The sequence below is a fragment of the Mesorhizobium yinganensis genome, from assembly GCF_040081985.1.
GTDB classification, from domain to species: Bacteria; Pseudomonadota; Alphaproteobacteria; order Rhizobiales; family Rhizobiaceae; genus Kumtagia; species Kumtagia yinganensis.
In genome coordinates this window covers 74,893-97,399 of the sequence record NZ_JBEBMH010000022.1, presented here as the reverse complement: position 1 = coordinate 97,399, position 22,507 = coordinate 74,893, and the positions used below count along the sequence as shown (strand labels likewise).

The following is a 22,507-nucleotide window of genomic DNA, read 5'->3' as shown; positions in this document are numbered from 1 at the left end:
TGCTTCTCTTCGAGGGTATAGGACTTGCGCCGGCGTGCGGGCGCTGTCTCGCCCCGAAGATCCCCGCCAATCATTCCGTCCAACGGGATCGTGTCCATTAAGCCCCACTCATGGACACCATCTTCAGCATCCCGAGCCCGATCGTTAGCCGATCCGAACACCACTACGGAAGGCGGTCATGACCGGGCGCTTACCTCTGCCGTGCCATTCGCGCAAGATGTGCGGTGAACCGCCGGAAAGGCAAGCTGTGTTTCGTAAGACGAAACCACCATGGCAGAGGGGTGCCACGCACTCCGTCTGCACTCCCCTGGCCCGACCGGTAACGAGCATTGTCGTAAACGGCACTCTGTGGGAGTCATCCTAACGGCGTCGGAAGCCCTCACGTATCATCGTCGCAATTAACAGCGCTATCGACGCCGTCTCCACGAAATGCAAGGTAGGATCAATCGCAACGTGATCGTCGCGATGGAAGCCCCCGACGCTAGACGGCAAACAGGTCCCTTATCGCTTCAGTCTGTTGCTTCGTTGGACGGCCAGCCATACGCTTTTCGCGCGGCCTCTGAAGAACTGCGTCAAATTCGAGGTCAAGCTGAGCGGCGCGAACGGGCATCGCAGCTGGCATCATACTCACCTGCGGTCTGAGCCGCCACTTGATAGGAAACTGTAGTGCGACAGGCTCGCTTGAAGGTGTGTAGCGCGCCTTGATGCGCGAACGATCGCTTTGAAGTTCCGGCGCGGCTTCGCGACAATACTTATCGAGCTCGCAGAACAATCCCTGGCAATCGATCGCATGCAGAGGGCGGCCAAAGAGGCCGTTGAAAGGAAGGTCAAGACGTGCGAACTCGCGTTCCTGCTGCTCCGTCATCCACAAGATGACGTCCTGGGGCGAGTAGTCGCCAATATCGAGAAACGCCTTTTTGATGCCTCGCAGGGCGCCGGGTCCAGCCTGCGTGTAGTCGTTTTCGCTGAAGCTTAAAAGGTCCGAGTAGTTGAGGTCCACGGCCGTCTGATAGGCCATGAACGGCCCCATCAGCGGGTAGGATTGCAGGAGTTCGACGACTGACCTGAGCGAGGGGGCGTGAAGGAGCCTTTCAGCGAGTTCGTCCTCAACGAACATGCGCTTAAATAGCGCCACGTGATTGCGATGCTTTTCGTCGAATCCAAAGGCCTTATTGGCGCAAAGGATAAACGCGCCGGTATATAGGCCGCCCTGCTCGGCCTTGATCATATCGAGAGCGCGCTCGAACGAGCCGTCGCGCAGGTGCTCGATCCGCGGCGCGCCCAAGGTCTCTCGAAGTCGGCGCCAAGTCGCGATTTTGCTGAACGTACGAAAAGCGACGATGCGAAAAAGCCTATCTGCGTCAGCAGAGCGCTCCCCATCGCATGCCACGCTTGCGATCATGTACTGGGAAACGCGGTCGGCAGCGCGAAAGACGTTACAGAACTTATACGTCTTAAGAATCGGATCGTCGGTCCACGGCTGCGCGCGTCCGGAGAGGCGCGCTTCAAACATCGCGTGGCGCCGCGACGCGAACGTCCAATACAGTTCGTAGATGCCCTCACGCGGCGTGGGAGCGATACGTCGCGTTGTATAATTGGTCATGGCATCCTCAAGAACACGCCGGTATCGTGCAGGTTGAAGTAGCGCTTATCCTCCGCAAGCCGCTTGGCGGCGATGCGTTCCCCAATCGTGAACAAATGACGATCACGACCGGTCCAGTGATCAAAGACGATGGCACCGCCTTCAACGACGCGATCCGCGATCACGGAGACAATGGCGTTGGCCGACGTGAAGTTGTCGGTGTCTACGAATGCCAAAACGATATCCTCGGTTCGCAGCCGATCGACGGTCTCGACGACGTTGCCCACGACCACCTCGACGTTGCGCCCTTCGAAAACCCGTTTGATCATTGCTTCGTCCAGATAGACGCAATCGGGATGATGATACAAATCCAACGCGCTGCGCGGGTCGGGAAATCCACTGAAAGTGTCGAACCCGTAGACTTTCCAGTGGGCGCCCAGCCCTTCGATGAAGCGCGACATCAACATCGTCGTGCCGCCCTTGAACATACCGAACTCGGCCACGACGCCTTGCAGCTTCCGCGAGGCTGCAAACTTCAAGCACTGATAAATGTGAACGAGCGAATGGGGATAACCGTTAGCGAATGACGGGATGAACAAGTCTCGCTTCACCTGGTCGAACAGTTCGTCCCGGAACGCGAAATGGCCACTGCCCGCGATCAAGAGCCGAACCGTGGGTTCGACGACCGCCGCCACCGCCTCAAGCAGCAGCTCTTTACCGTCGTCCGACGCGATGACCACGATATCCGGCTTCGCCGCGGCAAGCGCGCTGATCGGCTTGTCTCGGATGTCATTGGCAAAAATGCCGAGATACGTCACTTCTTGGCCTAGCGAGTTCACAACTGCTTCAAGATCAAACGCAACGGACGTCCGGCCCGAAAGTGCCACACGAGCCCCGCGTGGACGCGCCGCTACCTCCTCTTTGAGAAGTGAGACGAGCTTTGAAAAGTCTTCCGGTTTCATGATGCGGTCTCCTGCCCGATGAAGCGGACGACGAGCGGTGGATGGGTGATGAACAGCGTCGCCAAGAGCGCCTCGGCCTCTTTCAGTAGCGCATCCAGAATCGATATCCGCGGACGTGGCTCGCTGCTGCTTTCGGTTGCCTTCCAAAGCGCCTCAAACAGCTGCGCGATCGAGGCGATCTGCGCTTTCGAATCGCCAGCGTTGTCGAGTTTGAGGCGATCAACGAGTGCGTCGAAGTTTGCGTCAAAGTCACTCAGCGGCGTCGGCGCTCCTGATGCTAGGAGCTTGCCAGGCTCGTCTCGCTCGGCGAGCCACAGCCGGTATTTCAAGGTGTACACGTAAAAGTCGACTGCGGTGTCGAGCGCGCTCTCGTCGGAGAGGCCTTTTACTCCCCTCGCGTACTCCTCCAGCCGATCGACCTTGCGGGCTACATTCGGCAGGATACTGATCCGTTCGCCGCGTTTTTTCCAAGCGCGGCCATATACTCGATCTTTGGTCGCATGGAGCGCCTTGATGGCGGCGCGAAACCGATCGGCGAGACCACCACCCTGCAGGCACGCCGCAAAGAACGCCGCTATCCCCTGTTGCGGGATGCCATCGCGCAGCCCGGGCCGTAGGCGCCCGAAATGCTGATAGGCGGCTGCAGTGTGGTCTTCATCCGGAAGTGCTTCAAGTTCCGCGCGCAGTCGCGCGTCGCTCCAACCGCTCTTAACGCCCCACTTGAGGCGCACAAGGTCAAGCCCGCTGTCGAGGAAGGCATCCCCCACAGACCGGCGCTCCTCCGGGTTTTCGCGCAGTCGTCCCTCCGCCGCAAACCAATCCGAGAGCCGCTGGTCGAACTGTTCAAAGCTCGTGGAGAACGGCGCACTGCGCACATGGTCATATGCCGTGACGCCGTCGAAGCGCTCAACGATCTGCACGGCGGTGTCAAAAAAGGGCTGATATAGATGGAACGAGCTTGCGAGGTAGGTCACCGGGCCGACCGCAGCCCCTACCCAATTCGCGACGCACTCCTGGAGCACGCTCCATTCAAACGCGTTGATTCCCGAGAAGCCCCACAAGGCGTCGTTGCTCCGCACAGCAACGTTCATCGAAAGCACGTCGCCACGCACCATAAGGCTTAGCCAGTTGTTGCAGGGAATGTCCTTGCTCTCAATAAAATCGATCGCCGGATCGAAGAGGCTTATGACGGCACGGCGTGATTGCCGACTCTCAATCAGAAGCCGCCGGGCCTGCCCCAACTGATCAACGCCGCCCGGCCAGTTGCGTAGCCTCGGCCCGTAGCCCGCGCGCCAAACCCGTCCGTCGTCGGAGTACTGGGGCGCCTTAGGGCTGTAGCGTTCGAGCCACTCGACGTCGTTGCGGCCCGCTAGCACCCACATCGTCTCCGCGAACTGCAAGATCGGGCTAACGTCACGCTCCGGTAGGAACAGGTACCGCTCCGCGGGCCGCGACAGCACGGTGACCCGGCTCAAGAGCTCTTTCGTGGGATCGCCGCGGCCATCGACCAGGTCGCCATTTGACAGCAGATCGGAAAAACTCTGCGCGGTAGCAAAACTTATGTTTCGGTATACAGGCATCGCGACGCTCGGAAAGTGTGCGCAGGACTAGACGGCGTGTAGTAGGCGACCAATATCTGGTATATTCGAATCGAATTCGAGGAGCATTCATGCCAACGCAGCCGCCCCGTGTCTACGTCTGTCCGGTACCTGAACATCCCGGCGCCATTGCAACAATAAAAAATGCCGTGCTCGCTGCAAGCGGTGTGCTCGTTGGAGAAACCGACACGGACCTCGGCCCATATAAGGCCCGCGTGGCCGCCTGTGACATCGTGGTTATTTTGATCTGCCCCGAGACTATCGGCAGTGCCGATATCGCGGCGGTGGTGGCGGAGGCCACGCGGCTGGGCAAGCGCATTATCGGCGTGTGGCTGGATGAGACGGTCAAGGGGGAGCCCGACTGGCTGGCGCGCGAAGGTGACGGGGCGGTGCCACTTGATCAGGGCAAGATTGAAACGGTGATCAAGGGGGAGCGGCACTTTGACGACCCCAGAGGCAAGCCCCTCCCGCAGAAACCCACGCCGCGCCACAAAGGCCACTGAGGCCATGACCCTCTATTCCTACGTCGTGCGCTGGGATCACGGCTCCGCGCCGAACCCCTTCTACGGGGTGTGCTCGCTCGCGACGTGCAAGCCCGGCATACGCAAACATGCCAAGCTTGGTGACTGGGTACTTGGGACTGGCTCAGCCGAGCGGAAGATGGCGGACCATGCAGTCTTCCTCATGCGTGTCGAATCAGACACGACCTTTGACGAGTACTGGACGGGCTTCCCGCTTAAGCGGGCCGTGCTCAACGGCGGAATGAAGGTGCGATTTGGCGACAACATCTACCACCGGAACAAGAAGACGGGTGCGTGGATACAGGAAGATTCTCGCCACAGCCAGCACGGTGCCGTGGTCAATGAGACCAATCTAAAGCGGGATACGGGGACGACGGATCGTGTGCTGCTGAGCACTGAATTCGTGTATTGGGGTGATCAAGCACCGAAGATGCCCGCCGGCTTGGCGAAGTTCCATATCGGGCAGCCGTCGTATAAAAAGTTTACCGACGCCGACGCCGCGCCGCTCCTTACGTGGGTCGGAACGTTGAACCAATCGGGACGCGTCGGAGACCCAATCGACTGGATCGACGCGCACAAGTGGTAAGTTGCGAACTCCTGCCACCTGACGACATCATCGACCCAACCACAGCCTGAGCCATCGGCACAATGTCCTGAAAGCGGACGGTTGCGCTTCGTGGCCGAAGCTGTTCGTCGAGTGGCCGGATAGCAAGCTTCAGCGGCATCTGGCCCGCGATCCCGCTGAAATTGCACGTCCCTGTGTGTGAATCGGCACCGAACTTTGACCCCCGTGCGCCGGCCGCATAAGGCTTTGATTTGCCTGTAGGAATCAGGAAACCGGCGGGGTCACGATCGGCGCCGATGGTGACCCCAACGGCAGGACGAATTAAACAGACAAGTCATGTACTTGTTGGCGTTCAGAACGGGGTCAAATTTCGGTGCTGATTCACACTAGGGCAAATTCGTTGGCTCCCGTCCTCGCGACCAGGACTGCCCCGGTTCCCTGAGCCTGCGCCCGGTCTCCCTTCACGATTAGCCACAGTCCGGGCTGCGTCGAGAACTGCCGTTCGACGCCGACGGCGAACGACTGGCGGTTCAGACACCCGGTCGCAGCGTCGAAGTTGAGTAGCGGCAGTCCTTGCCCAGGGTCTCGCGCGAGCCATATCCCGTCAAGCGCTTGGGGGACAAGTGGATGAGCGCTTTCATCGCCACCCCTTGGCGCCCGCCTGCGCCGAATTGGTTAATTTGTCGATTTTCCTTCCGGTGATCTTGCGACAGGTGCGCGCGCGACTTTAGTGCGCTCCGAGATGAGACGTCGCTCCTTTTCGGCCAGTGCCGCAAAGAGGTGCAGCATGAAAGGGTCGGCATAGGCTCGGCGACGAGCAATGCATAGGTCCGGCAATGAAGGCAGCGTCGCGAGACAGTCGATCAAGCTTGGTAACAAATGACCGGACACTTTGTTTGTCGCGCCTCGATATTTTTCGTGGCGGCGTCTTCGGGTTGGGAGCTACTATCTAAGAAACCGCCCTTCCAATAATCTTTGCGTGACCAAGACCCACTCAATACGCTTGGAGGTTTCCTTGACGTCCACATTCAATGTCGGAAAAGCCGGTGGCTATGAGCAGTTGATGGGCCGGTGGAGCAAAAAACTGGCACCGCTATTTATCAATTTCGCCGGATTGTCTGACGGCGAACGGATTCTGGACGTTGGATGTGGGACGGGCAGCCTGACCTTTGCGCTTCCGAAAGCGGCTAACGTTCAAGAAGTTGCTGCAATAGATTTCTCGCCAGTTTTCGTCGACGAGGCTACCCGGCTTAATACCGACCCGCGTATCCACATTCAGCAGGGGGACGCGACCTCGTTATCGTTTCCCGACGCATACTTCGATCGAGCCCTAGCGCTGCTTGTTTTGCATTTCGTTCCCGAAGCAGGTCAGGCGATCGGAGAGATGCGACGGGTCGTCCGGCCAGGGGGCGTTGTGGCTGCAGCAGTGTGGGACCATCTGGGCGGCATGCCGGTTATGCGCATGATGTTGGACACGCTCGCGGTTATCGATGAGAACGCACGGGCACTCCGAAGCCGGTATTGTTTCCAACCCATGATCCAGCCGAATGAAATGAAGCAAAGCTTCATCAGCCAGGGACTCCACGACGTGGAGGAAACCCAGCTTTTGATCCGGATGGATTATTCTTCGTTCGATGACTATTGGGGTCCGATCACTTCGGGGGAGGGGCCGCTAGGGAAGTATGCAGCGGGTCTGGATCCGGCGATGCGAGCCAAAGCAGATGCGGCCGTTCGTGATGCCTACGAAGCAGGTCGCCCCGATGGTCCCCGTTCGTTCGTTTCGGTTGCATGGGCTTGCCGCGGGACCGTCGAGTAAGGCATAGGCTTCATTTTACGGTGCCTGTAGAATAAGCATGCCGCGTCTCGGATGCGGCGCTAGCGAAGCCAACGACCGCCCCGTCCGCTATTACGTGCGAAAGTCGGAAGCTGCACGTCCGCATCTGGCCCCAAATATGACATCGGACGATGAGGTGAGGGCAAGGCGCTGTGGCGCAAACGAAACGTGGCTTGATGACCGCATTCAATGTCCCTTCGCGGTCGTTTGCCAGTCATTGTCGGTGGGGCCGACGCGTACCTGGCGCGTCAGGGGCGGGCCAATCCCTGACAGCGGCCGCTTCGCGAATTTCCGAAGGCACCGCGCCGAAGCGGCGGCGGAACACCTTGTTGAAATAAGACAGATCACCGAAGCCGGCATCGAAAGCCACGGTGCTTATGTTCTGACGAGCCCGCCGCGGGTCGCAGAGCATGCGGTGTGCGCGCGCAAGCTTCTGGCCCAGCACATAATCCGTGAATGTCGTCCCTTCCGCCTCGAACACTATCTGGACCGAGCGCGGAGACACTGCATGGCGTCCAGCGACGGCGGCGATTGATAAGTCGCCATCGAGATTGGCTGCGATGTCCTCCTTGATCACTCGCAGCCTCGCCGCCCGCACGCCACGAACGCGCGCCTGCTCTTCCCCGTCACGTGTCGCGCCGAGTGCCAGCACCGTGAGGTCGGAAAGGTGCGTGACGAGGGTTTGTTGCAGTTCAGGTTGGTCGAGGGAGTGGCGGTCGCGCAGAACATTGCTATAGGCCATGAGCAGTTGCATAGCACCTGTGTCCGTCGGGACACGGCGAAACAGCACAGCGTCAAGATCGGCGACTTTGGAAGCAATCGCCTTATAGGGCACGCGAAAGGCCAATGACCGAGCGCCAGGCGGAATGCTGGTCACTCCTATGTCCTCGGTCGCCATCAGAACTGCATCGCCTGTGCCAAGGGTGACCTCGCGTCCGCGCTGGGATGCGACGCCGCCCTGCGCAAGGCTTACCCAAAGACACAAATCGTCGCTGTCGATGAGAGCGCGCGTGCGCCGATAATGCGCGCCGGAACACGCGACTTCGGCAATGCCGAAGCCGGGCAGAGCGGTTAGTTTGGCTTCCGACCGATAGCCTTCCTTCTGCAGCGGATCGATGTCGAGCTGAAACATGGTGCGGCCGTAGAGCTCGCGCCAATCGTCCAGCCGATTCCGAATGGGGATCGTCTCCGTGGAAAATTGAAGGGATGTGAAGCCGTTGGTTGGTGAAGCCACGCGTGACGTCCGCACCTTGCCGCCTGATTTCCATAGGGCACTTTTACCGCGAAGTCCGCAAAAAAATCCGGATTAGGTTCGCTCCAGCCCTACCTCCTTCGCGATAGCCCAAGAACCGGAGGACAAGATCTGATAAAAAGCAGCGTCCGAATTAGACTGTAAACATATTTACGTATCCCTGATTTATACATAGAAATATTTTACATTTGAAACAATAAATGCTGCATCGCAGCATTGTTTGGAAACACGCCAGTCCTATTCCTCCGCCCCGTCGGACGAGACGGCTCGGGTTTTGAAAACACGGCGCTCACAATCGTCCAACACCCGTTCACCACAAACAACCCAAGCCCGGGTGTCCCACACTCGGCATATGGGCGCTTGCGCCCGATGGAGAGAACTATGCCTGCGATCGTTTCCTTCGACTATGTGACCAACACCCCTGACCTGGACGTCTTCGACGACCAGTTGCTTGTTGCCAACGACGCCTCGTCGGCCACCCTGGCGAACGGCAATTTCATTAGCGTCTACAATGACGGCGACGGCGTTGTCATGGAGGCTCACGTCTTCACCGCCGGCGGCAAGGAAGTTGCCAACGAGACCGTGATCAACCTCGCAATCGCGACCTTCGATCAGTTCCGTTCGTTCGATACCGACGTTGCCGCCCTCAAGAACGGCAACGCGATTGTCACCTATACCGACGCAAGCGGGCCGACATCGGTCATTCGTGGGCAGTTCGTCGATGCGACAGGCAAGCCGGTTGGCGATGGCTTCGTGGTCAACCCTGGCCTTGCCGACACCAGCAGTTCCAAGGTTGCGGTCCTGGCCGACGGCGGCTTCGTCGTGACCTACCAGAACCGCTTCAACGGTTCGGCGACCGACAACGATATTCATTCCACTGTCTACAATGCCAACGGCTCAGTGCGTGTCGCCGACATCAACGTTGCCGGCAGCTTTGCAAACGATCAGGAGCCAGACGTCGTTGCCCTTGCGAAGGGCGGTTTCGTTGCGACCTGGACACGGGTCGGCGCCAACGGGGCAGGCGATACGCTCATGAAGGTCTTCGACGCCAACGGTGTCGCGAAGAGCGGCGAGCTTTCGATCGATGGCGGAACAGGCAACAGCAGAGATATGACGGCGACGGCACTTGCCGACGGCGGCTTTGCGGTTGCCTACACCGACAACGCGTTTGGAAGCGGCACCGACGATATCGGCGTGAAGATCTTTAATGCGGACGGCACAAGCCGCAGTGGCTTTATCCTTGCCAATGCCGGAGATACCAGCGGAACGCAGTCGCAGGCGGCGATCACCCAGCTTTCGAACGGCTTCATCATGGTGTCGTGGACGGACGTGGCTTCTCAGACGAGCCGCTTCACCGTCCTGGACTCGACCGGCAAGGTGATCCTTGCCCCTCAGGACCTTTTCTCAGCGTTTGAGAACATCACCGAGACGACGCTGACGGCGCTAGCCGGCGGCCAGATCGCGACGCTGGGCACCGGCCATGATCAGGACGGCAGCACCTCGATATCGGGACAAGTCGGCTCGGTCATTCGCCAGACCATCGGCGACGGCACGAACGAGACATTGTCCGGCGACGACCTGACCGACATCATGGTCGGCAACGGCGGCAACGATACGCTCAAAGGCCTCGGCGGCAACGATACGCTGAATGGCGGCATCGGCAACGACACGCTCGATGGCGGAAAAGGGCTCGACAAAATGATCGGCGGGACCGGCGACGACACCTACATCGTCGACAACGCCGCGGATAAGACTGTCGAAGCCGACAATGGTGGAACGGATACCGTTCTTGCCTCGGTCAGTTATGTTCTGTCCAATTTCGACAAGGTCGAAAACCTGTCGACCACCAACGCCGCCGGCACAGCCTCCATCAACCTGTTCGGCAACTTCCTCGACAATGTCGTCACCGGCAATGCCGGAAACAATCAGCTCGAGGGTGGATTTGGCAACGATACACTGAAGGGTGAAGCGGGTGCAGACAATCTGATCGGCGATGCTGGCAATGACACGCTGTTCGTCGACAACGCTGGCGATACCATCAATGAGTCCGTAGGTCAGGGTGAGGACATAGTTGCTTCCAGCGTGACCTACGTGCTCACCGCAAGTGCGGAAATTGAGACGCTGCGCACCACCTCCAACGCCGGCACCGCTGCAATCGATCTTACCGGCAACGAGTTTGCCCAGACGGTGCTCGGCAATGCTGGCGCCAACACGCTGCGCGGCCTTGGCGGCAACGACTTCGTCCAGGGGCTTGCCGGCAACGACAAGCTGCTAGGCGGCGATGGAGACGACAAGCTGTCGGGCGGGCTGGGTTTCGACAAGATGGGCGGCGGAGCAGGCAAGGATGTGTTCCTGTTCGCGGCACTCAACGAGTCGGGCATCGGCGCGGCCAAGGCCGATCAGATCACCGACTTTGCCACAGGCGACAAGATCGATATCTCCAAAATCGACGCAATCGTGGGCGGCGGCGACAACGCCTTCAAACTCGATGCCGGCGGCGCGTTTGTCGCCGGTGAGATTCATCAGAGCCTGTCCGGAGGCAATTTGGTGCTCGACTTCAACGTCGACGATGACGCCACAGCCGAAATGTCGATAGTTCTGATCGGCCAGACCACATTGATCTCAGCAAACGATTTCATTCTCTGATCGTTCTCGGGCAAAAACGAAAGGCGCGCGGCATAGTCTGTCGCGCGCCAAACCTTTGGTTCCCCGCGATATTGCTTAGCTAAGCGGGTTCGCGACCCCGGATTGTACCAATGTGGCGATCGCCGTTGCCTACCCTGAGGATGGCTGGCCAAGAGCCGGCCATCCGCTCCTTGAGCCAGGTTGGCCGGAACCATGCCTCGCTCGGTGCGTCATTGTTTCCAAACAGACAGGAGCATCCATGTCGATTAATGCGATCTTCGCCAATCTCAGCTGCTACAACCTAGAGACTAGTTCCGAATGGTATCGCACCTTATTCGATCGCGAGCCTGACGTCCGCCCCATGAAAGGCCTGTGCGAATGGCATCTCGGAGAGACGGCGGGATTCCAGCTGTTCGAAAATCCAGACAAAGCGGGGCGCGGAACACTCACCCTTATTGTTTCTGACCTTCAGCAGGAGCGCAAACGCCTCGCCCACGCCGGGATCGATGTTGGCGATATCGAAGAGGCGGATTATACGGTCATCACCCGCTTGTCAGACCCGGATGGCAACCTTATCGTGCTGGCCCGTCACAAACATTGACCCTTCTGTGGGCGCATATCGGCTTGACGTACCAAACTTTAGAAGGCACTAATGCAATCCGACAGGCCGGCACTTTGCGAAGATGGATTTGAGATCACGGCGGAGATGATCAAGGCGGGCGTCCGTGTTTTGCACGCCTCTGGGCGGCTTCAGTTCGAAGCCGAAGGAGCAGATCAGGAACTGGCCGTGCAGATCCTCCAAGAGGCATTGTGCGCCGTTCCATCTGATCAGTGATCCACCACAGCGTTGTCGCCAGCTCGCGAAATCTGACGCTTCTATCTTTGATTTCTGCTGTTGATATTTTCTCTCGCTCTTTGGTGAGATTGAAGAACGGTTCCAGCACCACTTCCTTTCCATCAACGTTAAGGGCGGTCGCGTGCGCGACTTGGTTTCGAAGCTGAGACATGCTGGTGCAGTAGTTGTAGAGCAGCTTCCAGTCTGTACGGATCGTGTCCGCTTCGTCGGTGTAGCTGTTCACCACGGCCATATGGAGCATTTGAAGCCGGGCTTCGAAGGAGCGAATGGCTCCGAACACTCCATGACTAACGGGCGGGTTGCCGCCGATAAGGGTGTGGAACATCAAGGCGAGGTGGAATTCCACCACGGCCCACTCTAATATGCATTCTCCGACCGCTGTTCTGAGGTTTTGGAACATCTCTTCGATCGGTTCACTCGGAGATTGAGCCATGCCGGAAACTCCCAAATACGAAGACCAGGCCGAATCCGACCGACGGCGCGACGAACTGGCAAGGCGGGTGCTGAAGATGCCGCCAAAGCCCCACGTTAAGCCGAAAGGCAAGGCGGAGTCGAAGCCGAACAAAGAGAAGCCCGCCGAGTAGGCGGGCCTCTGCGTATGATCAAATACGTCCCTTGGCGGAAGCGTATCCAACGTTGGCGAAAGCGGGTGGTGGTGCCTTCGCAGGAACCAGTTTGAGCGCTTCCGGTCGAAACGTGTCGTTGAACTTCTTCATCTTGTCGAACCACACGCACCACACGTGAGGGTCGCCATATCTTTCGCCGACCATTTCCACGGTCATCAACGGGCCGCCGGATTTGAGTTGGACAACCTGTCCTGCGGCGAATGTATCTTGGTCCATTACCATGTTCCTTTTGTTTGAACGTGGCAGAGCCGATGCCGATGAATACCCAATTACCGCTTCGCGACGGCTCACCCGGTTAGGTCGCGGACGGTGGCGGGAGCGAGTTGTGATAGGCTTCGCTCCCGCATCTACGTCTGTAATATCAGGAAGACCGTAAAGAGTCGATGGAGACACCAGATATGGGGAAACCTGTGGAAGATAACAGGAACACCGCTATATTTAGTGCCGCCTCCAAAGTGCAGATTGGGGACCGAGTTATGCTAAATAGCGGCGGTCCTGTCCTGCTTGTCGTGGACTACGAGGCGTTCAAGGTCGTGTGCGCAGAATCAAACGGTACGGAACATAAATTCCGCACCGAATGCGTTCGCCCAGTCACTTCGGTTTTCGACGCCTAAGGCGCGCAAGCTTCCTAGCCTTTTGCTTAAGCGTGACCGGCTTCGTTAGTCCGCCGATAGGTGAGGCGCTTGCCGACCATGCCCTTGATGGCCTTTTCGGCGCGGGCGGTGTCGTCGATGCCAAGGCCGATGCGATTGTTATAGCGGAAATCGAACTCGGCGAGGTAGCGGTGCAGATGCGCCTCGCTGACTTGGTGATACACGCCGTTGATGCCGCGCTTAAGGATGCTGAAAAAGTTCTCGGCGGTGTTGATGTGGATGAAGCCGCCGAGGCGAGCATATTCTTCCGCCGAATGGTTGACGGTGCCGTGGTTGGCGAACTCTTTGCCGATCTTCGGATAGACGGTGGCTTCGTCGGTCATCAACATGCTGGCGCGGCTGGCGTTCTTCACGATGATCGGGCGGAGTTCGGTGGCGGTTACGTTGGCGACATGGAATGAAGCGACGTGTCCGCTGCGCTCGATAAGCGACAGAACGGCTTTCTTCGGAGCGGGCTTACGATAGGCGCGGTTCTTAGCCTTGCCGCCGACGAAGCTTTCGTCCGCCTCGACAACTTTGTTCGCGCCGCCAAGACCGCCTGTCGCCTTGTGGCTATCGTCGCGCATGGCTTCACGAAGGCGGTGGCAAAGGAACCAAGCGCTTTCGTAGGTGATGCCGAGCATACGGTGCATCTGGTGAGCGGACATGCCCTTCTTGCTGGCGGTCATCAAATGCATAGCGGCAAGCCAGACGTTGATCTTGATATGGCTGCGCTCCATCACGGTGCCGACCGTCACAGAGAACGGCTTGCGGCATTCCTTGCACTTGTAAACGCCCGGACGGGTGGACTTGCCCATAAGCTTTGTGATGCGCGTCGGATCGGCATTGCCGCAATGCGGGCAATTAGGACCGAGCGGCCAATGAAGGCTTTCCAGATGCTCGCGAGCCTTGTTTTCGTCGGTGTAGATCGGGTCGGTGAGTTTCATAGGATTGCCTCTGACTTGAAGCCATCCTACGAAATAATCCGTGGTACGTCAAGCCGATAATTGCCCTTCTGTGTCAGGGCCTGGGGCGGCGAACGTTTCGTAAACTTCAACCTTGCATTTCCGCTCGCGGCATTGGCGCATAGGTATTGCCGAGGGGCTGGACACTGACGAATGCGAATCGGCACCGAACACGATTGTTCACAGTTCGCGCTCGTCCTCATTAGCGGACGGCTTGAGACGAACGGTGGCGGATCGATTTGCAGACCTTGAAAGATGGGCGGCGCAAGAAACAATCGTAAGACCGATGTGGTGGAAGCCCGGCATGCGAACTCCCACCCGAACGTCGGATGGGAGTTCGTCATCTATGCTACGCCACCGAGAAATCGGCGTTGGTCAACGCCAGGCCGATGGTCAGTGTGGCGAAGTGGATCCCGGCCGAGCCGCCGAGGCCGTCGGCGTCGTAAAACAGTTTTCCGCTGTGGCGGTCGTAGATGATGTGGTCGGAAGCGTCCTGCGCCAGGCCGGTGTTGTTGGCGCGGAACGCCGCCGCTGACAGCGTGCCGGTGTCGAGCGCGGTGAAGATCGCGTCGGACAGCAGCATGCGGTCGGCCGGCACGCTGAAGTCGAGGATCTTGTCGACATGGGCGGCCCCTAGCGTCGAAGCAAACACGAAGGTATCCGCCCCGCTACCGCCGCGCAGCGTGTCGATCCCGCCCTTGCCTTCGAGGCGGTTGGCGCCGGCATTGCCGGTGATCTGCTGGCCGAATTCGTTGCCGGTGAGATCGATAGCCGAGGTGCCGGTCGAACCGTTAGTTTGCAGCGTCTCGACATGAACGCCCGTGCCAAGCTTGTAGTCCACCGTAGCGATCACCGCGTCATTGCCGTTGCCGGCGGTTTCGACGACGACGTCGCCGGAGTTGAACACGCGGTAGATGTCGTTGCCGCCCAAACCTTTCATGACATCGGCGCCGCCGCCGCCGGTGTGCAGCAAATTGTCACCGGCGTTGCCAAGGATTTCCTGCGTGAGCTTGTTGCCGGTTAGGTTGATGTCGGAAAAGCCCTTCGTGTCGGTCGTCGAAAGGATCTCGATATTGTCGCTATCGCCCAGGGTGAAGCTTTCGGTGGCCGCAGCGCGATCGGCCGTGCCCTCGCCGACGACCTCGCTGATATTGTCGGTGCGCGTCACGATGTAGAGGTCGTTGCCGGAGCCTCCCACCAGAATGTCACTGCCAGCTCCGCCGTCCAGTGTGTCACCGCCACCACCGCCTTTGAGGAGGTCGCCTCCGTCGCCGCCGAGCAGTTTATTTGCGACGACATCGCCCTCGATGTCGTCGCTGAAAGCACTGCCGATCACCTGTTCGATATCATCGAGAACGTCGCCTTCCGCGTCGCCGCCACTGGCGCCCACCGCGCCGGCTGCGTTGGCGCGCAAGGTGGTTGTCGAGTCGGATGATAGCGAGAGAATGATGGCTGCCGACGAGGCTGAATAATCGGCGATGTCGATGCCCTCGCCGCCGTCCAGGCGGTCGGCGCCAGCGCCCCCGATCAGGACGTCGTTGTCGCCGTCGCCGGACAACGCGTCATCGCCAAGGCCGCCCTCCAGCCGATCGTTCCCGCCCAGGCCGCCGAGTTCGTCGCCACCGTTCAGGCCGCGCAGGCGATTGTCGCCGAGGTCGCCGGTGATCGTGTCAGCGAAGTTCGATCCGTCGAGATTTTCGACATCGACAAAGCTGTCCCCAGCCGCATCACCACCTTGGGCGATGGCGAACGCCAGGACGATGTTAACGCCGACCTCGGAGTCGATGTAGGTCGCGGTATCGACGCCGGCGCCGCCATCAATCGCGTCGCCGGATGCGCCGCCGACGAGGATATCGGCTCCTTCGCCGCCGAAGAGGATGTCGGAATCCGCTCCGCCGTCCAGATGATCCGCAGCGCCACCGCCGAAGATCGTGTCTGTGCCGGCGCCTCCGAAAAATTGCTCGCTCGCATCCGTCCCGAGAAAGCCGTCGTCGAAAGCGGAGCCGATGATCTTTTCGATGGAGGTATATGTGTCGCCCTGGGCGTCACCACCTTCTCCTACCGAGTTGGCAAGATCGATGAACACGGACGAACCCGAGGTGGAATAGTCGGCGGCGTCAAATCCTGCGTCGCCATTCAGGATGTCCGCACCGGCACCACCTATCAGGACGTCGTCCTGATCGCCACCGGACAGGGTGTCGATACCCGCGCCGCCATCAATCGTATCTTTGCCGCCCAGACCCGACAGGATGTCGTCGCCATTGCCGCCCTGGAAGCCATTTTCGGTGTTGTCGCCGGTGAGCGTGTCTCCGAAGGACGATCCCCTGAGGCTCTCGAACCCGCTCAGGATGTCGCCATTGGCATTGCCTCCGCCGATAGTCCCGTTCAGCAGGTTGATGATAACCCCGACCGTCGCGTCTTCATAACTTGCGATATCGATGCCTTCTCCGCCGGACATGTTGTCCGCACCGGCGCCGCCAATGAGCACGTCGTTGCCACCATTGCCGAGAAGAAAGTCATCACCGGCACCACCAATGATGGCATTGCCGCCGCTGTCACCCAAGATTCCGTCGTCGAAGCTGGATCCGACGAAGTTCTCAATCGACAATAAGACGTCGCCTTCGGCATCGCCGCCGGTTGCAGTGTTATTGGCCCGGTCGATGAAAACCGCCGCCGTCGAGGCACTGTAGTCGACGAAGTCGAAGCCGCTGCTGCCGTCGAGAAAGTCGCCGCCGCCAAGCCCGTGCAGAACATCGTTCCCGCCAAAGCCATTGATGATGTCGGCGAAGTCCGACCCCTTGAGAACGTTTCCGTTTCCGTCGCCATTTACTACAGTCATGATAGTCATTCCTTTTAAGAAGTTGATCTGCCGCGATGCGCGGCGGGTTGCTGCCGGCATGCGGCAGGGTTCGCCGTCCGGCACTTCGAACGGCGGCAAAATCCAGTTGGACGGGGGTGGCTATAGGTCGTGCGACTTAGGCCCGAAGTCGTGGTCAACGGTGACTAGGGCAAGCGCGCATCGCCGTGGCCTTAATCGTATGTTTGGTGAAACAGTCTCGCGCGTTGCGACCTCTCTTTGTCGCAAGGCCGCATCGGCGACGGATGCACCGTATCCCGCAGCGCTCAGATTGTTTCGTCAAGGACACGAGACGGCTTGTTCACGGCGCGCCAGCGCTGCAGTTCTTTCGAGGCCAATGTTTTTGACCAGCGGGTCCGCATGGCGATGCGCCAGTTGCCATTCCTGTCCGTTGCGGCGGTAGACTTGAGTAACCCGCAACGACCATTCCTGATTTGGCAGACCTCCGACTTCCCCGTATTGCCGTTCGACCATCACCAGCACGATCATGTCGCCGGTCACGTAGGATTGGATCACCTCCAACTCGCCACCGCCGTTGCGGAAGTAGGCAGCAAGCTCGGCGAGGTGCTCTGGGCTGTCGTCGAAGCCGAAGCTGGCCGGCCCACCGAAAGGCTGCATCAGCGTAAAATCATGGGAGAGCTTTATCAGCGCTGCCCACCGCGTCATATCGCCCGCCATGAAGGCCGCCGCCTGCTCCTCGGTGCGCAGAATGATGTCGGCAAGTGTGGCATCGCCTTCCGACGAGGCCTGCACTGCGCCGGCGGAGATAGGAGCGGCAAGCGCCAGCCCTATCACTGCGCGTCGCGAAATGCCGTTTGTTCTTCCTCGTTTCGGTTTGACGGCTGGAGCCGGCGCGCGGCTGATCGTGAACATTGGAAACTCCATCCATGTTAGGTCGTTGCCGACGTGGCGCCGAACTCGGCCTCTCCTCCCACTTCCATCGTCGTGATGCCAGTGATATGATTTCAGCAATATGCTGCACGAAATTGATCTATCGCGAGCCGACCTCAATCTGCTGGTGCTGTTCGACGTCGTCTTCGAGGAGCGCCATGTCGGTCGCGCGGCGGAGCGCCTCAACCTCTCGGCATCGGCGGTCAGCCATGGTCTCGGCCGCCTGCGCCTGCTGCTGGCAGACCCGCTTTTTCTGAAGACCCCGAAGGGTGTCGTCCCGACCCAGCGCGCGGAAGAGCTTGGCGATACGGTTGCGGATATCCTGTCACGTGTCAGAAGTGTCGTCGCCACCGCACAGCCGTTCGAGCCAGCGACCTCGACACGACGCTTCACGATCGGATCGCCTGACGGTGTGTCGGCCGTCTTCCTGCCGCCGCTGATGGAAAAGTTGTCGCGCGCAGCGCCGGGCATCGCCATCGGTATTCGGCAGTTGCTGCCTCGGCAAGGCGAGACATCACCCGTTATCGCCTGGAAGGATGCGTTGGCCGATCTTGAGGCGCGCGTGATGGATGTGGCGATCGTTCCCAATGATGAGTTTCCGGCCCGCTTCGCTCGCCGCCCGCTCTACCAGGAAGATTTCGTCGTGGCTGCTCGCGCCGGGCACCCCTTCGCGACTGATCCCAGCCTGTCCAACTACTGCGCCATGCAGCACCTGGTGGTTTCGCAAACTGGCGACCCGCACGGCTTCGTCGACAACATCCTGTCGGGGCAAGGGCTCTCGCGACGTGTCGCTTTGACGGTTCCGAATTTCATGTTCGCGCTTGCCGTGCTGGCAGGCACCGATTTGATATCGGCACTGCCGAGGCGCTTCGTTGAAATGCACGCCGCCCGCTTCGGCGTGGTGGCGATCGAACCGCCGCTGCCGCTCGGAACGTTTACGCTGAATATCGTCACGCAGCAGGTTGCAATGCGGGATCCGGGCATCGAATGGCTGGTCGGGCTGCTCGCTCCGGCACCCGCCACTGATTCAGATACCCTCGGTTGAAGTTCTCTCTGGGGAGTCTCGCTGTATCCGACGCACCCCCACCAAAAACCTTCAATAAGTTGGTTTCAGCTGCCTGCTACTCAAAACGGCAGTAGCGCGCACCTCCGACGGCGTAGCATCGAAGCGGCGGCGAAACACCCTGTTGAAATAGGACAGGTCGCCGAACCCCGCATCGAAGGCGATTGTGCTGATCTTCTGTCCGTCGCGCAGCGGATCGCACAGCATCCGGCGGGCGCGGGCAAGCCTCTGGCCGAGCACGAAATCGGTGAAGGTCGTCCCCTCCGCCTCGAACGCCAACTGCACCGAGCGTGGCGTGACGTGGTGGCGCCGGGCGATGGCGTCGACCGACACGTCGCCGTCGAGATTGGCGGCAACGTCCGCCATGATTGCCTGGAGCCTTGCCGCTCGCGCGCCGCGTTCACGCGCCTGATCGGCGCCGTCGCGGACCGCACCGAGCGTCAGCGCGGCGAGGTCGTGGACTTGGGTCGCCACGACGCGTTGCAGATTGGGCGTGGCAAGCATCTCTATCTTGTCCAGCGTCCCGAGATAGCCTGAGAGCAATTGCAGCGCCTCGCTCTTACTTGGAATCGGTTGGATCAGGCGGTCACCATAGTCGGGCACCAGCGGCTCGATCGCCTTGACTTCCATCTTCAGCGTCATGAAACGCGAGCCTGGCGCGATGGTCATTTCGACAGCGGCGCCGCCGGCGATGAACATCGCCTCGCCTTCGGATGAGACCGCCTCGCGGCCCTGCTGCGAGACGTGTCTGCTGCCCGCCAGATTGATGTTGAGATATATATGCTCGGGATCGATTTGCGTCTTGGAGCGGCGGACGCGAAGACCGGAGCTGGCGACCGATAGGATGTCGAGCCCTGGCATCGCCCGCGCGGTTGCCGTGAATTCGGCGAGTTCCCCGTCGGCCGGAGCAATATCGCACTCCAGCAGCGCACCCGTATAAACGTCGTGGAGCATCCCCAGCCGGTCCTTTTCGGGCCAGTCGGCGATTGAGAAGCGGTTCACGGGGACTGCGGCGGCGGTCTGCATCGGCTTGCTCCGCCGGCGGTATGCAGCGGCCGCGTTACAGGACGATATCGCGCGTGCGACGATTTCGTTTCAGCACTATTTCATCTCACGGGTAGCGGTCGCCGGCGCCGGACCGGCTTTCGTTCCAGTCCTATCTTTCCTTCGCTTGCGTCCAAGAAGCCGAACGCCGGGGTCTGTATCTCCTGCCGCCATCGAACCGCCGGTTCGCAATCTGATCAACCAGGAGTTACTGAAATGGCAATCCCAAGCTTCTTCGGCCCGGAATTCGTCGTCAACACGACGACCGCGGGCTTCCAGAGCCATTCGAGCGTTGCCGCGCTGGCAAACGGCACGTTCGTTGTCGTCTGGGAAGACGAGACCGATCTAACGGGCAACACGACCGTGCGAGCACAGCACTTTGACGCCACCGGCGCAAGGATTGGCTCGGAGTTCATCATCAACACAAATGAGCTGTCGGATGCGCGTAGTCCGACCGTGACGGCGTTGAGCAATGGCGGCTATGTCGTCGCCTGGGACCATCCCAGTGCCGACGACGGCGGCGACGGTTCGAGCGCTAGCGTGAAGGCCCAGGTTCTCGACACCAACGGCAGCAAGGTCGGCGGCGAATTCTTTCTGAACGAGCAGACTGCCCTCGGTCAGGACGATATGTCGATCAGCGCGCTCGCCGATGGCGGCTTTGTTGCATCCTGGAGCACCGACTCCGGCGGCGGCGACATCGACGTGCATGGACGCATCTTCAACGCCGACGGCTCGGAGCGCGCCAATGAATTTGCCATTGACGGCAGCCTCGGCTTCGAGGGCACGTCCTCGACGGTCGGACTGGCCGGCGGCGGCTTCGTCACAGTGTGGGAAGACGCCGGCACCGGCGGCGACGGCGAGACCGACGGCTCCGTCTCGCATATTCGCGGCCAGATGTTCGACGCCAACGGCGCAGAGGTCGGCGACGAGTTCGTCGTCAACAAGACCACGCTCGACCGGCAGTTCGCACCGACGGTCACGGCGCTCGCCAACGGCGGTTTCGCCGTGGCGTGGACTCACGTCTTCGACGCCAATGACACGGACGTGCGCCTGCGCATCTTCAGCGCCACCGGCGTGCCCCAGTTCAACGACGTGCTCGTCGACGGCGACTCCAACGTGAACGAAGGCAGCGTATCGATAATCGGCCTCGCCGACGGCAACATTGTTGTTGCCTGGCAGGACCAGGGCAGCGCGCTGGAGACCGACGGATCGTTCTCGCACATTCGCGGCAAGGTCATCAGCGGATCGACCGGCGGCGATTTGAGCGGCGAGTTTGTGATCAACACGACGACGCTGCTCGATCAGCGCGCTCCTTCGGTGACGGAGTTGGCCGACGGTAGGGTTATGGTGTCCTGGGAAGACAACAGCGCCGTCGGTCAAAGTGCCAACACCGATATCCGCTCTCAGATCATCGACCCGCGCACTGCGGCGGTGGATCTGGTCGGCACCGCCGCGGCTGACGATTGGGTCGGCACCGGCTTCGCCGACAAGCTGAACGGCAAGGGTGGAGCCGACAGGATGGCGGGCGCCGCCGGCAACGACACCTACTTCGTCGACAACGCCAAGGACGTTATCGTCGAGGCCGCTGGCAAGGGCGTCGATACCGTCGCCACCAATGTCAACTACGTGCTGACGGCCGGGGCGGAAGTCGAGACGCTGCGCACTACATCCAATAGCGGCCTTACGGGATTCGACTTGACCGGCAATAAGTTTGCCCAAACCATTATTGGCAACGCCGGCTCAAATGTGATCAAGGGCGGCGGCGGCGCGGATACGCTCCAGGGGCTTGGCGGCGACGACATCTACTTCGTCGACAACGCCAAGGTCGTAATCGTCGAGGGCGCGGGCCAGGGCACCGACATCGTCGCCGCCTCCGCCAGCTATGCGCTCGATGCCGCCGCGCAGGTCGAGACGCTGCGCACCACCGCCAATGCCGGCACCGTGCCGATCGACCTGACCGGCAACGACTTCGCCCAGACGGTCTTTGGCAATGCCGGGGCCAATACCCTGCGCGGTCTCGGCGCCAACGACGATCTGTTTGGGTTTGCCGGCGACGACAAGCTGATTGGCGGTGACGGCAATGACGATCTCATCGGCGGCCTCGGCTTCGACAAGATGGCCGGCGGCGCGGGCAAGGATGACTTCGTATTCTTGACGCTGGCGGATTCGGGCATCGGTGCTGCCAAGGCGGACCAGATCACCGACTTTGCCGCGGGCGACAGGATCAACGTCAGCCTGATCGACGCCATAGCGGGCGGCGGTGACGATGTTTTCAAGCTCGACGCGGGCGGCGCTTTCGTTGCCGGCGAGATCCACCAGACGGTGTCGGGCGGCAACCTCGTGCTCGACTTCAACGTCGACGCCGACGCAGCGGCGGAGATGTCGATAGTGCTGGTCGGCCACACGGCGCTGCTGTCGGCGGCAGATTTCCTATTCCTCACCTGAGCCCGTCCGGCTGCCCGCTCCAACCCGCGGCCTGACGACAGCAACGCTCGGCGACACCCTCGCCGAGCGTTGCCCGTTTGGGAGATTGCGAAAGGCAACACCAATGATGATCATTCGTCACTGCCAAACATGGCGAGAAAACTTCCGGGCCTGGCGGAGGTATCTGAGAGCGATCGAGCAGATGGATCG

General features: G+C 60.1%; 18 protein-coding genes. 8 read left to right on the top strand and 10 right to left on the bottom strand.

Going from position 1 to position 22,507, the window contains the following annotated elements; genetic code table 11:
- Positions 1 to 481: 481 nt before the first annotated feature.
- Genes ABMA59_RS27965 through ABMA59_RS27955 form a run of 3 tightly spaced genes read right to left on the bottom strand, consistent with a single transcriptional unit; the run spans position 482 to position 4,124 of the window.
- Positions 482 to 1,603 (bottom strand): nucleotide kinase domain-containing protein, encoded by a 1,122-nt coding sequence (locus tag ABMA59_RS27965; RefSeq protein WP_349008653.1) that lies wholly within the window; start codon positions 1,601 to 1,603, stop codon positions 482 to 484.
- Positions 1,600 to 2,544 carry a TylF/MycF/NovP-related O-methyltransferase gene (locus ABMA59_RS27960; protein ID WP_349008652.1) on the bottom strand — a complete coding sequence of 315 codons (945 nt, stop codon included), beginning with the start codon at positions 2,542 to 2,544 and terminating at the stop codon, positions 1,600 to 1,602. Before ABMA59_RS27960 ends, ABMA59_RS27965 begins: the two co-directional genes overlap by 4 nt.
- On the bottom strand, positions 2,541 to 4,124 hold the full coding sequence (locus tag ABMA59_RS27955) for a thymidylate synthase (RefSeq protein ID WP_349008651.1): 1,584 nt from the start codon (positions 4,122 to 4,124) through the stop codon (positions 2,541 to 2,543). Before ABMA59_RS27955 ends, ABMA59_RS27960 begins: the two co-directional genes overlap by 4 nt.
- An 89-nt stretch (positions 4,125 to 4,213) precedes the next feature.
- On the opposite strand from ABMA59_RS27955, the gene ABMA59_RS27950 reads away from it, so the two are divergent.
- From ABMA59_RS27950 to ABMA59_RS27940, 3 genes are all read left to right on the top strand, one after another.
- Complete coding sequence (locus ABMA59_RS27950) at positions 4,214 to 4,645, top strand: hypothetical protein (protein WP_349008650.1); 432 nt, start codon at positions 4,214 to 4,216, stop codon at positions 4,643 to 4,645.
- Between the two features lie 4 nt (positions 4,646 to 4,649).
- Positions 4,650 to 5,249 carry an Nmad2 family putative nucleotide modification protein gene (locus ABMA59_RS27945; RefSeq protein ID WP_349008649.1) on the top strand — a complete coding sequence of 200 codons (600 nt, stop codon included), beginning with the start codon at positions 4,650 to 4,652 and terminating at the stop codon, positions 5,247 to 5,249.
- A 994-nt stretch (positions 5,250 to 6,243) separates the two neighbouring features.
- Positions 6,244 to 7,044, top strand: a complete 801-nt coding sequence (locus ABMA59_RS27940; RefSeq protein WP_349008648.1) for a class I SAM-dependent methyltransferase — start codon at positions 6,244 to 6,246, stop codon at positions 7,042 to 7,044.
- Positions 7,045 to 7,276: 232 nt separating this feature from the next.
- Here ABMA59_RS27940 and ABMA59_RS27935 read toward each other — a convergent pair whose 3' ends face one another.
- On the bottom strand, positions 7,277 to 8,296 hold the full coding sequence (locus ABMA59_RS27935; RefSeq protein ID WP_349008647.1) for an AraC family transcriptional regulator: 1,020 nt from the start codon (positions 8,294 to 8,296) through the stop codon (positions 7,277 to 7,279).
- A gap of 399 nt (positions 8,297 to 8,695) precedes the next feature.
- Between ABMA59_RS27935 and ABMA59_RS27930 the strand changes: the two genes are divergently transcribed.
- Together ABMA59_RS27930 and ABMA59_RS27925 are read left to right on the top strand one after the other, a co-directional pair.
- Entirely contained in the window at positions 8,696 to 10,960 is a 2,265-nt protein-coding gene (locus ABMA59_RS27930) for a calcium-binding protein (protein WP_349008646.1), read from the top strand.
- A gap of 238 nt (positions 10,961 to 11,198) precedes the next feature.
- Positions 11,199 to 11,540: a VOC family protein gene (locus ABMA59_RS27925; protein WP_349008645.1), complete on the top strand. Its 342-nt coding sequence runs from the start codon at positions 11,199 to 11,201 to the stop codon at positions 11,538 to 11,540.
- Positions 11,541 to 11,649: 109 nt separating this feature from the next.
- Here the strand turns inward: ABMA59_RS27925 and ABMA59_RS27920 are convergent, their stop codons facing one another.
- The gene (locus ABMA59_RS27920) at positions 11,650 to 12,228 is read right to left on the bottom strand and encodes a hypothetical protein (RefSeq protein WP_349008644.1); all 579 of its coding nucleotides are present in this window, start codon (positions 12,226 to 12,228) and stop codon (positions 11,650 to 11,652) included.
- On the opposite strand from ABMA59_RS27920, the gene ABMA59_RS27915 reads away from it, so the two are divergent.
- On the top strand, positions 12,227 to 12,379 hold the full coding sequence (locus ABMA59_RS27915; protein ID WP_349008643.1) for a hypothetical protein: 153 nt from the start codon (positions 12,227 to 12,229) through the stop codon (positions 12,377 to 12,379). The genes ABMA59_RS27920 and ABMA59_RS27915 overlap by 2 nt on opposite strands.
- Before the next feature lie 18 nt (positions 12,380 to 12,397).
- On the opposite strand, the gene ABMA59_RS27910 is transcribed toward ABMA59_RS27915, so the two are convergent.
- The 4 genes from ABMA59_RS27910 to ABMA59_RS27895 form a co-directional block, all read right to left on the bottom strand.
- Entirely contained in the window at positions 12,398 to 12,637 is a 240-nt protein-coding gene (locus ABMA59_RS27910) for a YodC family protein (protein ID WP_349008642.1), read from the bottom strand.
- A 424-nt stretch (positions 12,638 to 13,061) separates the two neighbouring features.
- Positions 13,062 to 14,000 carry an IS1595 family transposase gene (locus tag ABMA59_RS27905; RefSeq protein WP_349008641.1) on the bottom strand — a complete coding sequence of 313 codons (939 nt, stop codon included), beginning with the start codon at positions 13,998 to 14,000 and terminating at the stop codon, positions 13,062 to 13,064.
- Between the two features lie 367 nt (positions 14,001 to 14,367).
- Entirely contained in the window at positions 14,368 to 16,857 is a 2,490-nt protein-coding gene (locus tag ABMA59_RS27900) for a calcium-binding protein (protein ID WP_349008640.1), read from the bottom strand.
- 297 nt (positions 16,858 to 17,154) lie between these two features.
- Positions 17,155 to 17,748, bottom strand: coding sequence for a YybH family protein (locus ABMA59_RS27895; RefSeq protein WP_349008639.1), 594 nt, complete (start codon positions 17,746 to 17,748; stop codon positions 17,155 to 17,157).
- A 100-nt stretch (positions 17,749 to 17,848) separates the two neighbouring features.
- Between ABMA59_RS27895 and ABMA59_RS27890 the strand changes: the two genes are divergently transcribed.
- Positions 17,849 to 18,811, top strand: coding sequence for a LysR family transcriptional regulator (locus ABMA59_RS27890; protein WP_349008638.1), 963 nt, complete (start codon positions 17,849 to 17,851; stop codon positions 18,809 to 18,811).
- Between the two features lie 51 nt (positions 18,812 to 18,862).
- Here ABMA59_RS27890 and ABMA59_RS27885 read toward each other — a convergent pair whose 3' ends face one another.
- Positions 18,863 to 19,855 carry an AraC family transcriptional regulator gene (locus ABMA59_RS27885; RefSeq protein ID WP_349008637.1) on the bottom strand — a complete coding sequence of 331 codons (993 nt, stop codon included), beginning with the start codon at positions 19,853 to 19,855 and terminating at the stop codon, positions 18,863 to 18,865.
- A gap of 234 nt (positions 19,856 to 20,089) precedes the next feature.
- Between ABMA59_RS27885 and ABMA59_RS27880 the strand changes: the two genes are divergently transcribed.
- The gene (locus ABMA59_RS27880; RefSeq protein WP_349008636.1) at positions 20,090 to 22,318 is read left to right on the top strand and encodes a calcium-binding protein; all 2,229 of its coding nucleotides are present in this window, start codon (positions 20,090 to 20,092) and stop codon (positions 22,316 to 22,318) included.
- Positions 22,319 to 22,507 lie beyond the last annotated feature (189 nt).

Coding starts and splice junctions, on each gene's coding strand:
- ABMA59_RS27965 (WP_349008653.1), bottom strand. CDS start 1,603: ATGACCAATTATACAACGCGACGTATCGCTCCCACGCCGCGTGAGGGC.
- ABMA59_RS27960 (WP_349008652.1), bottom strand. CDS start 2,544: ATGAAACCGGAAGACTTTTCAAAGCTCGTCTCACTTCTCAAAGAGGAG.
- ABMA59_RS27955 (WP_349008651.1), bottom strand. CDS start 4,124: ATGCCTGTATACCGAAACATAAGTTTTGCTACCGCGCAGAGTTTTTCC.
- ABMA59_RS27950 (WP_349008650.1), top strand. CDS start 4,214: ATGCCAACGCAGCCGCCCCGTGTCTACGTCTGTCCGGTACCTGAACAT.
- ABMA59_RS27945 (WP_349008649.1), top strand. CDS start 4,650: ATGACCCTCTATTCCTACGTCGTGCGCTGGGATCACGGCTCCGCGCCG.
- ABMA59_RS27930 (WP_349008646.1), top strand. CDS start 8,696: ATGCCTGCGATCGTTTCCTTCGACTATGTGACCAACACCCCTGACCTG.
- ABMA59_RS27925 (WP_349008645.1), top strand. CDS start 11,199: ATGTCGATTAATGCGATCTTCGCCAATCTCAGCTGCTACAACCTAGAG.
- ABMA59_RS27915 (WP_349008643.1), top strand. CDS start 12,227: ATGCCGGAAACTCCCAAATACGAAGACCAGGCCGAATCCGACCGACGG.
- ABMA59_RS27920 (WP_349008644.1), bottom strand. CDS start 12,228: ATGGCTCAATCTCCGAGTGAACCGATCGAAGAGATGTTCCAAAACCTC.
- ABMA59_RS27910 (WP_349008642.1), bottom strand. CDS start 12,637: ATGGACCAAGATACATTCGCCGCAGGACAGGTTGTCCAACTCAAATCC.
- ABMA59_RS27905 (WP_349008641.1), bottom strand. CDS start 14,000: ATGAAACTCACCGACCCGATCTACACCGACGAAAACAAGGCTCGCGAG.
- ABMA59_RS27900 (WP_349008640.1), bottom strand. CDS start 16,857: ATGACTGTAGTAAATGGCGACGGAAACGGAAACGTTCTCAAGGGGTCG.
- ABMA59_RS27895 (WP_349008639.1), bottom strand. CDS start 17,748: ATGTTCACGATCAGCCGCGCGCCGGCTCCAGCCGTCAAACCGAAACGA.
- ABMA59_RS27890 (WP_349008638.1), top strand. CDS start 17,849: ATGCTGCACGAAATTGATCTATCGCGAGCCGACCTCAATCTGCTGGTG.
- ABMA59_RS27885 (WP_349008637.1), bottom strand. CDS start 19,855: ATGCAGACCGCCGCCGCAGTCCCCGTGAACCGCTTCTCAATCGCCGAC.
- ABMA59_RS27880 (WP_349008636.1), top strand. CDS start 20,090: ATGGCAATCCCAAGCTTCTTCGGCCCGGAATTCGTCGTCAACACGACG.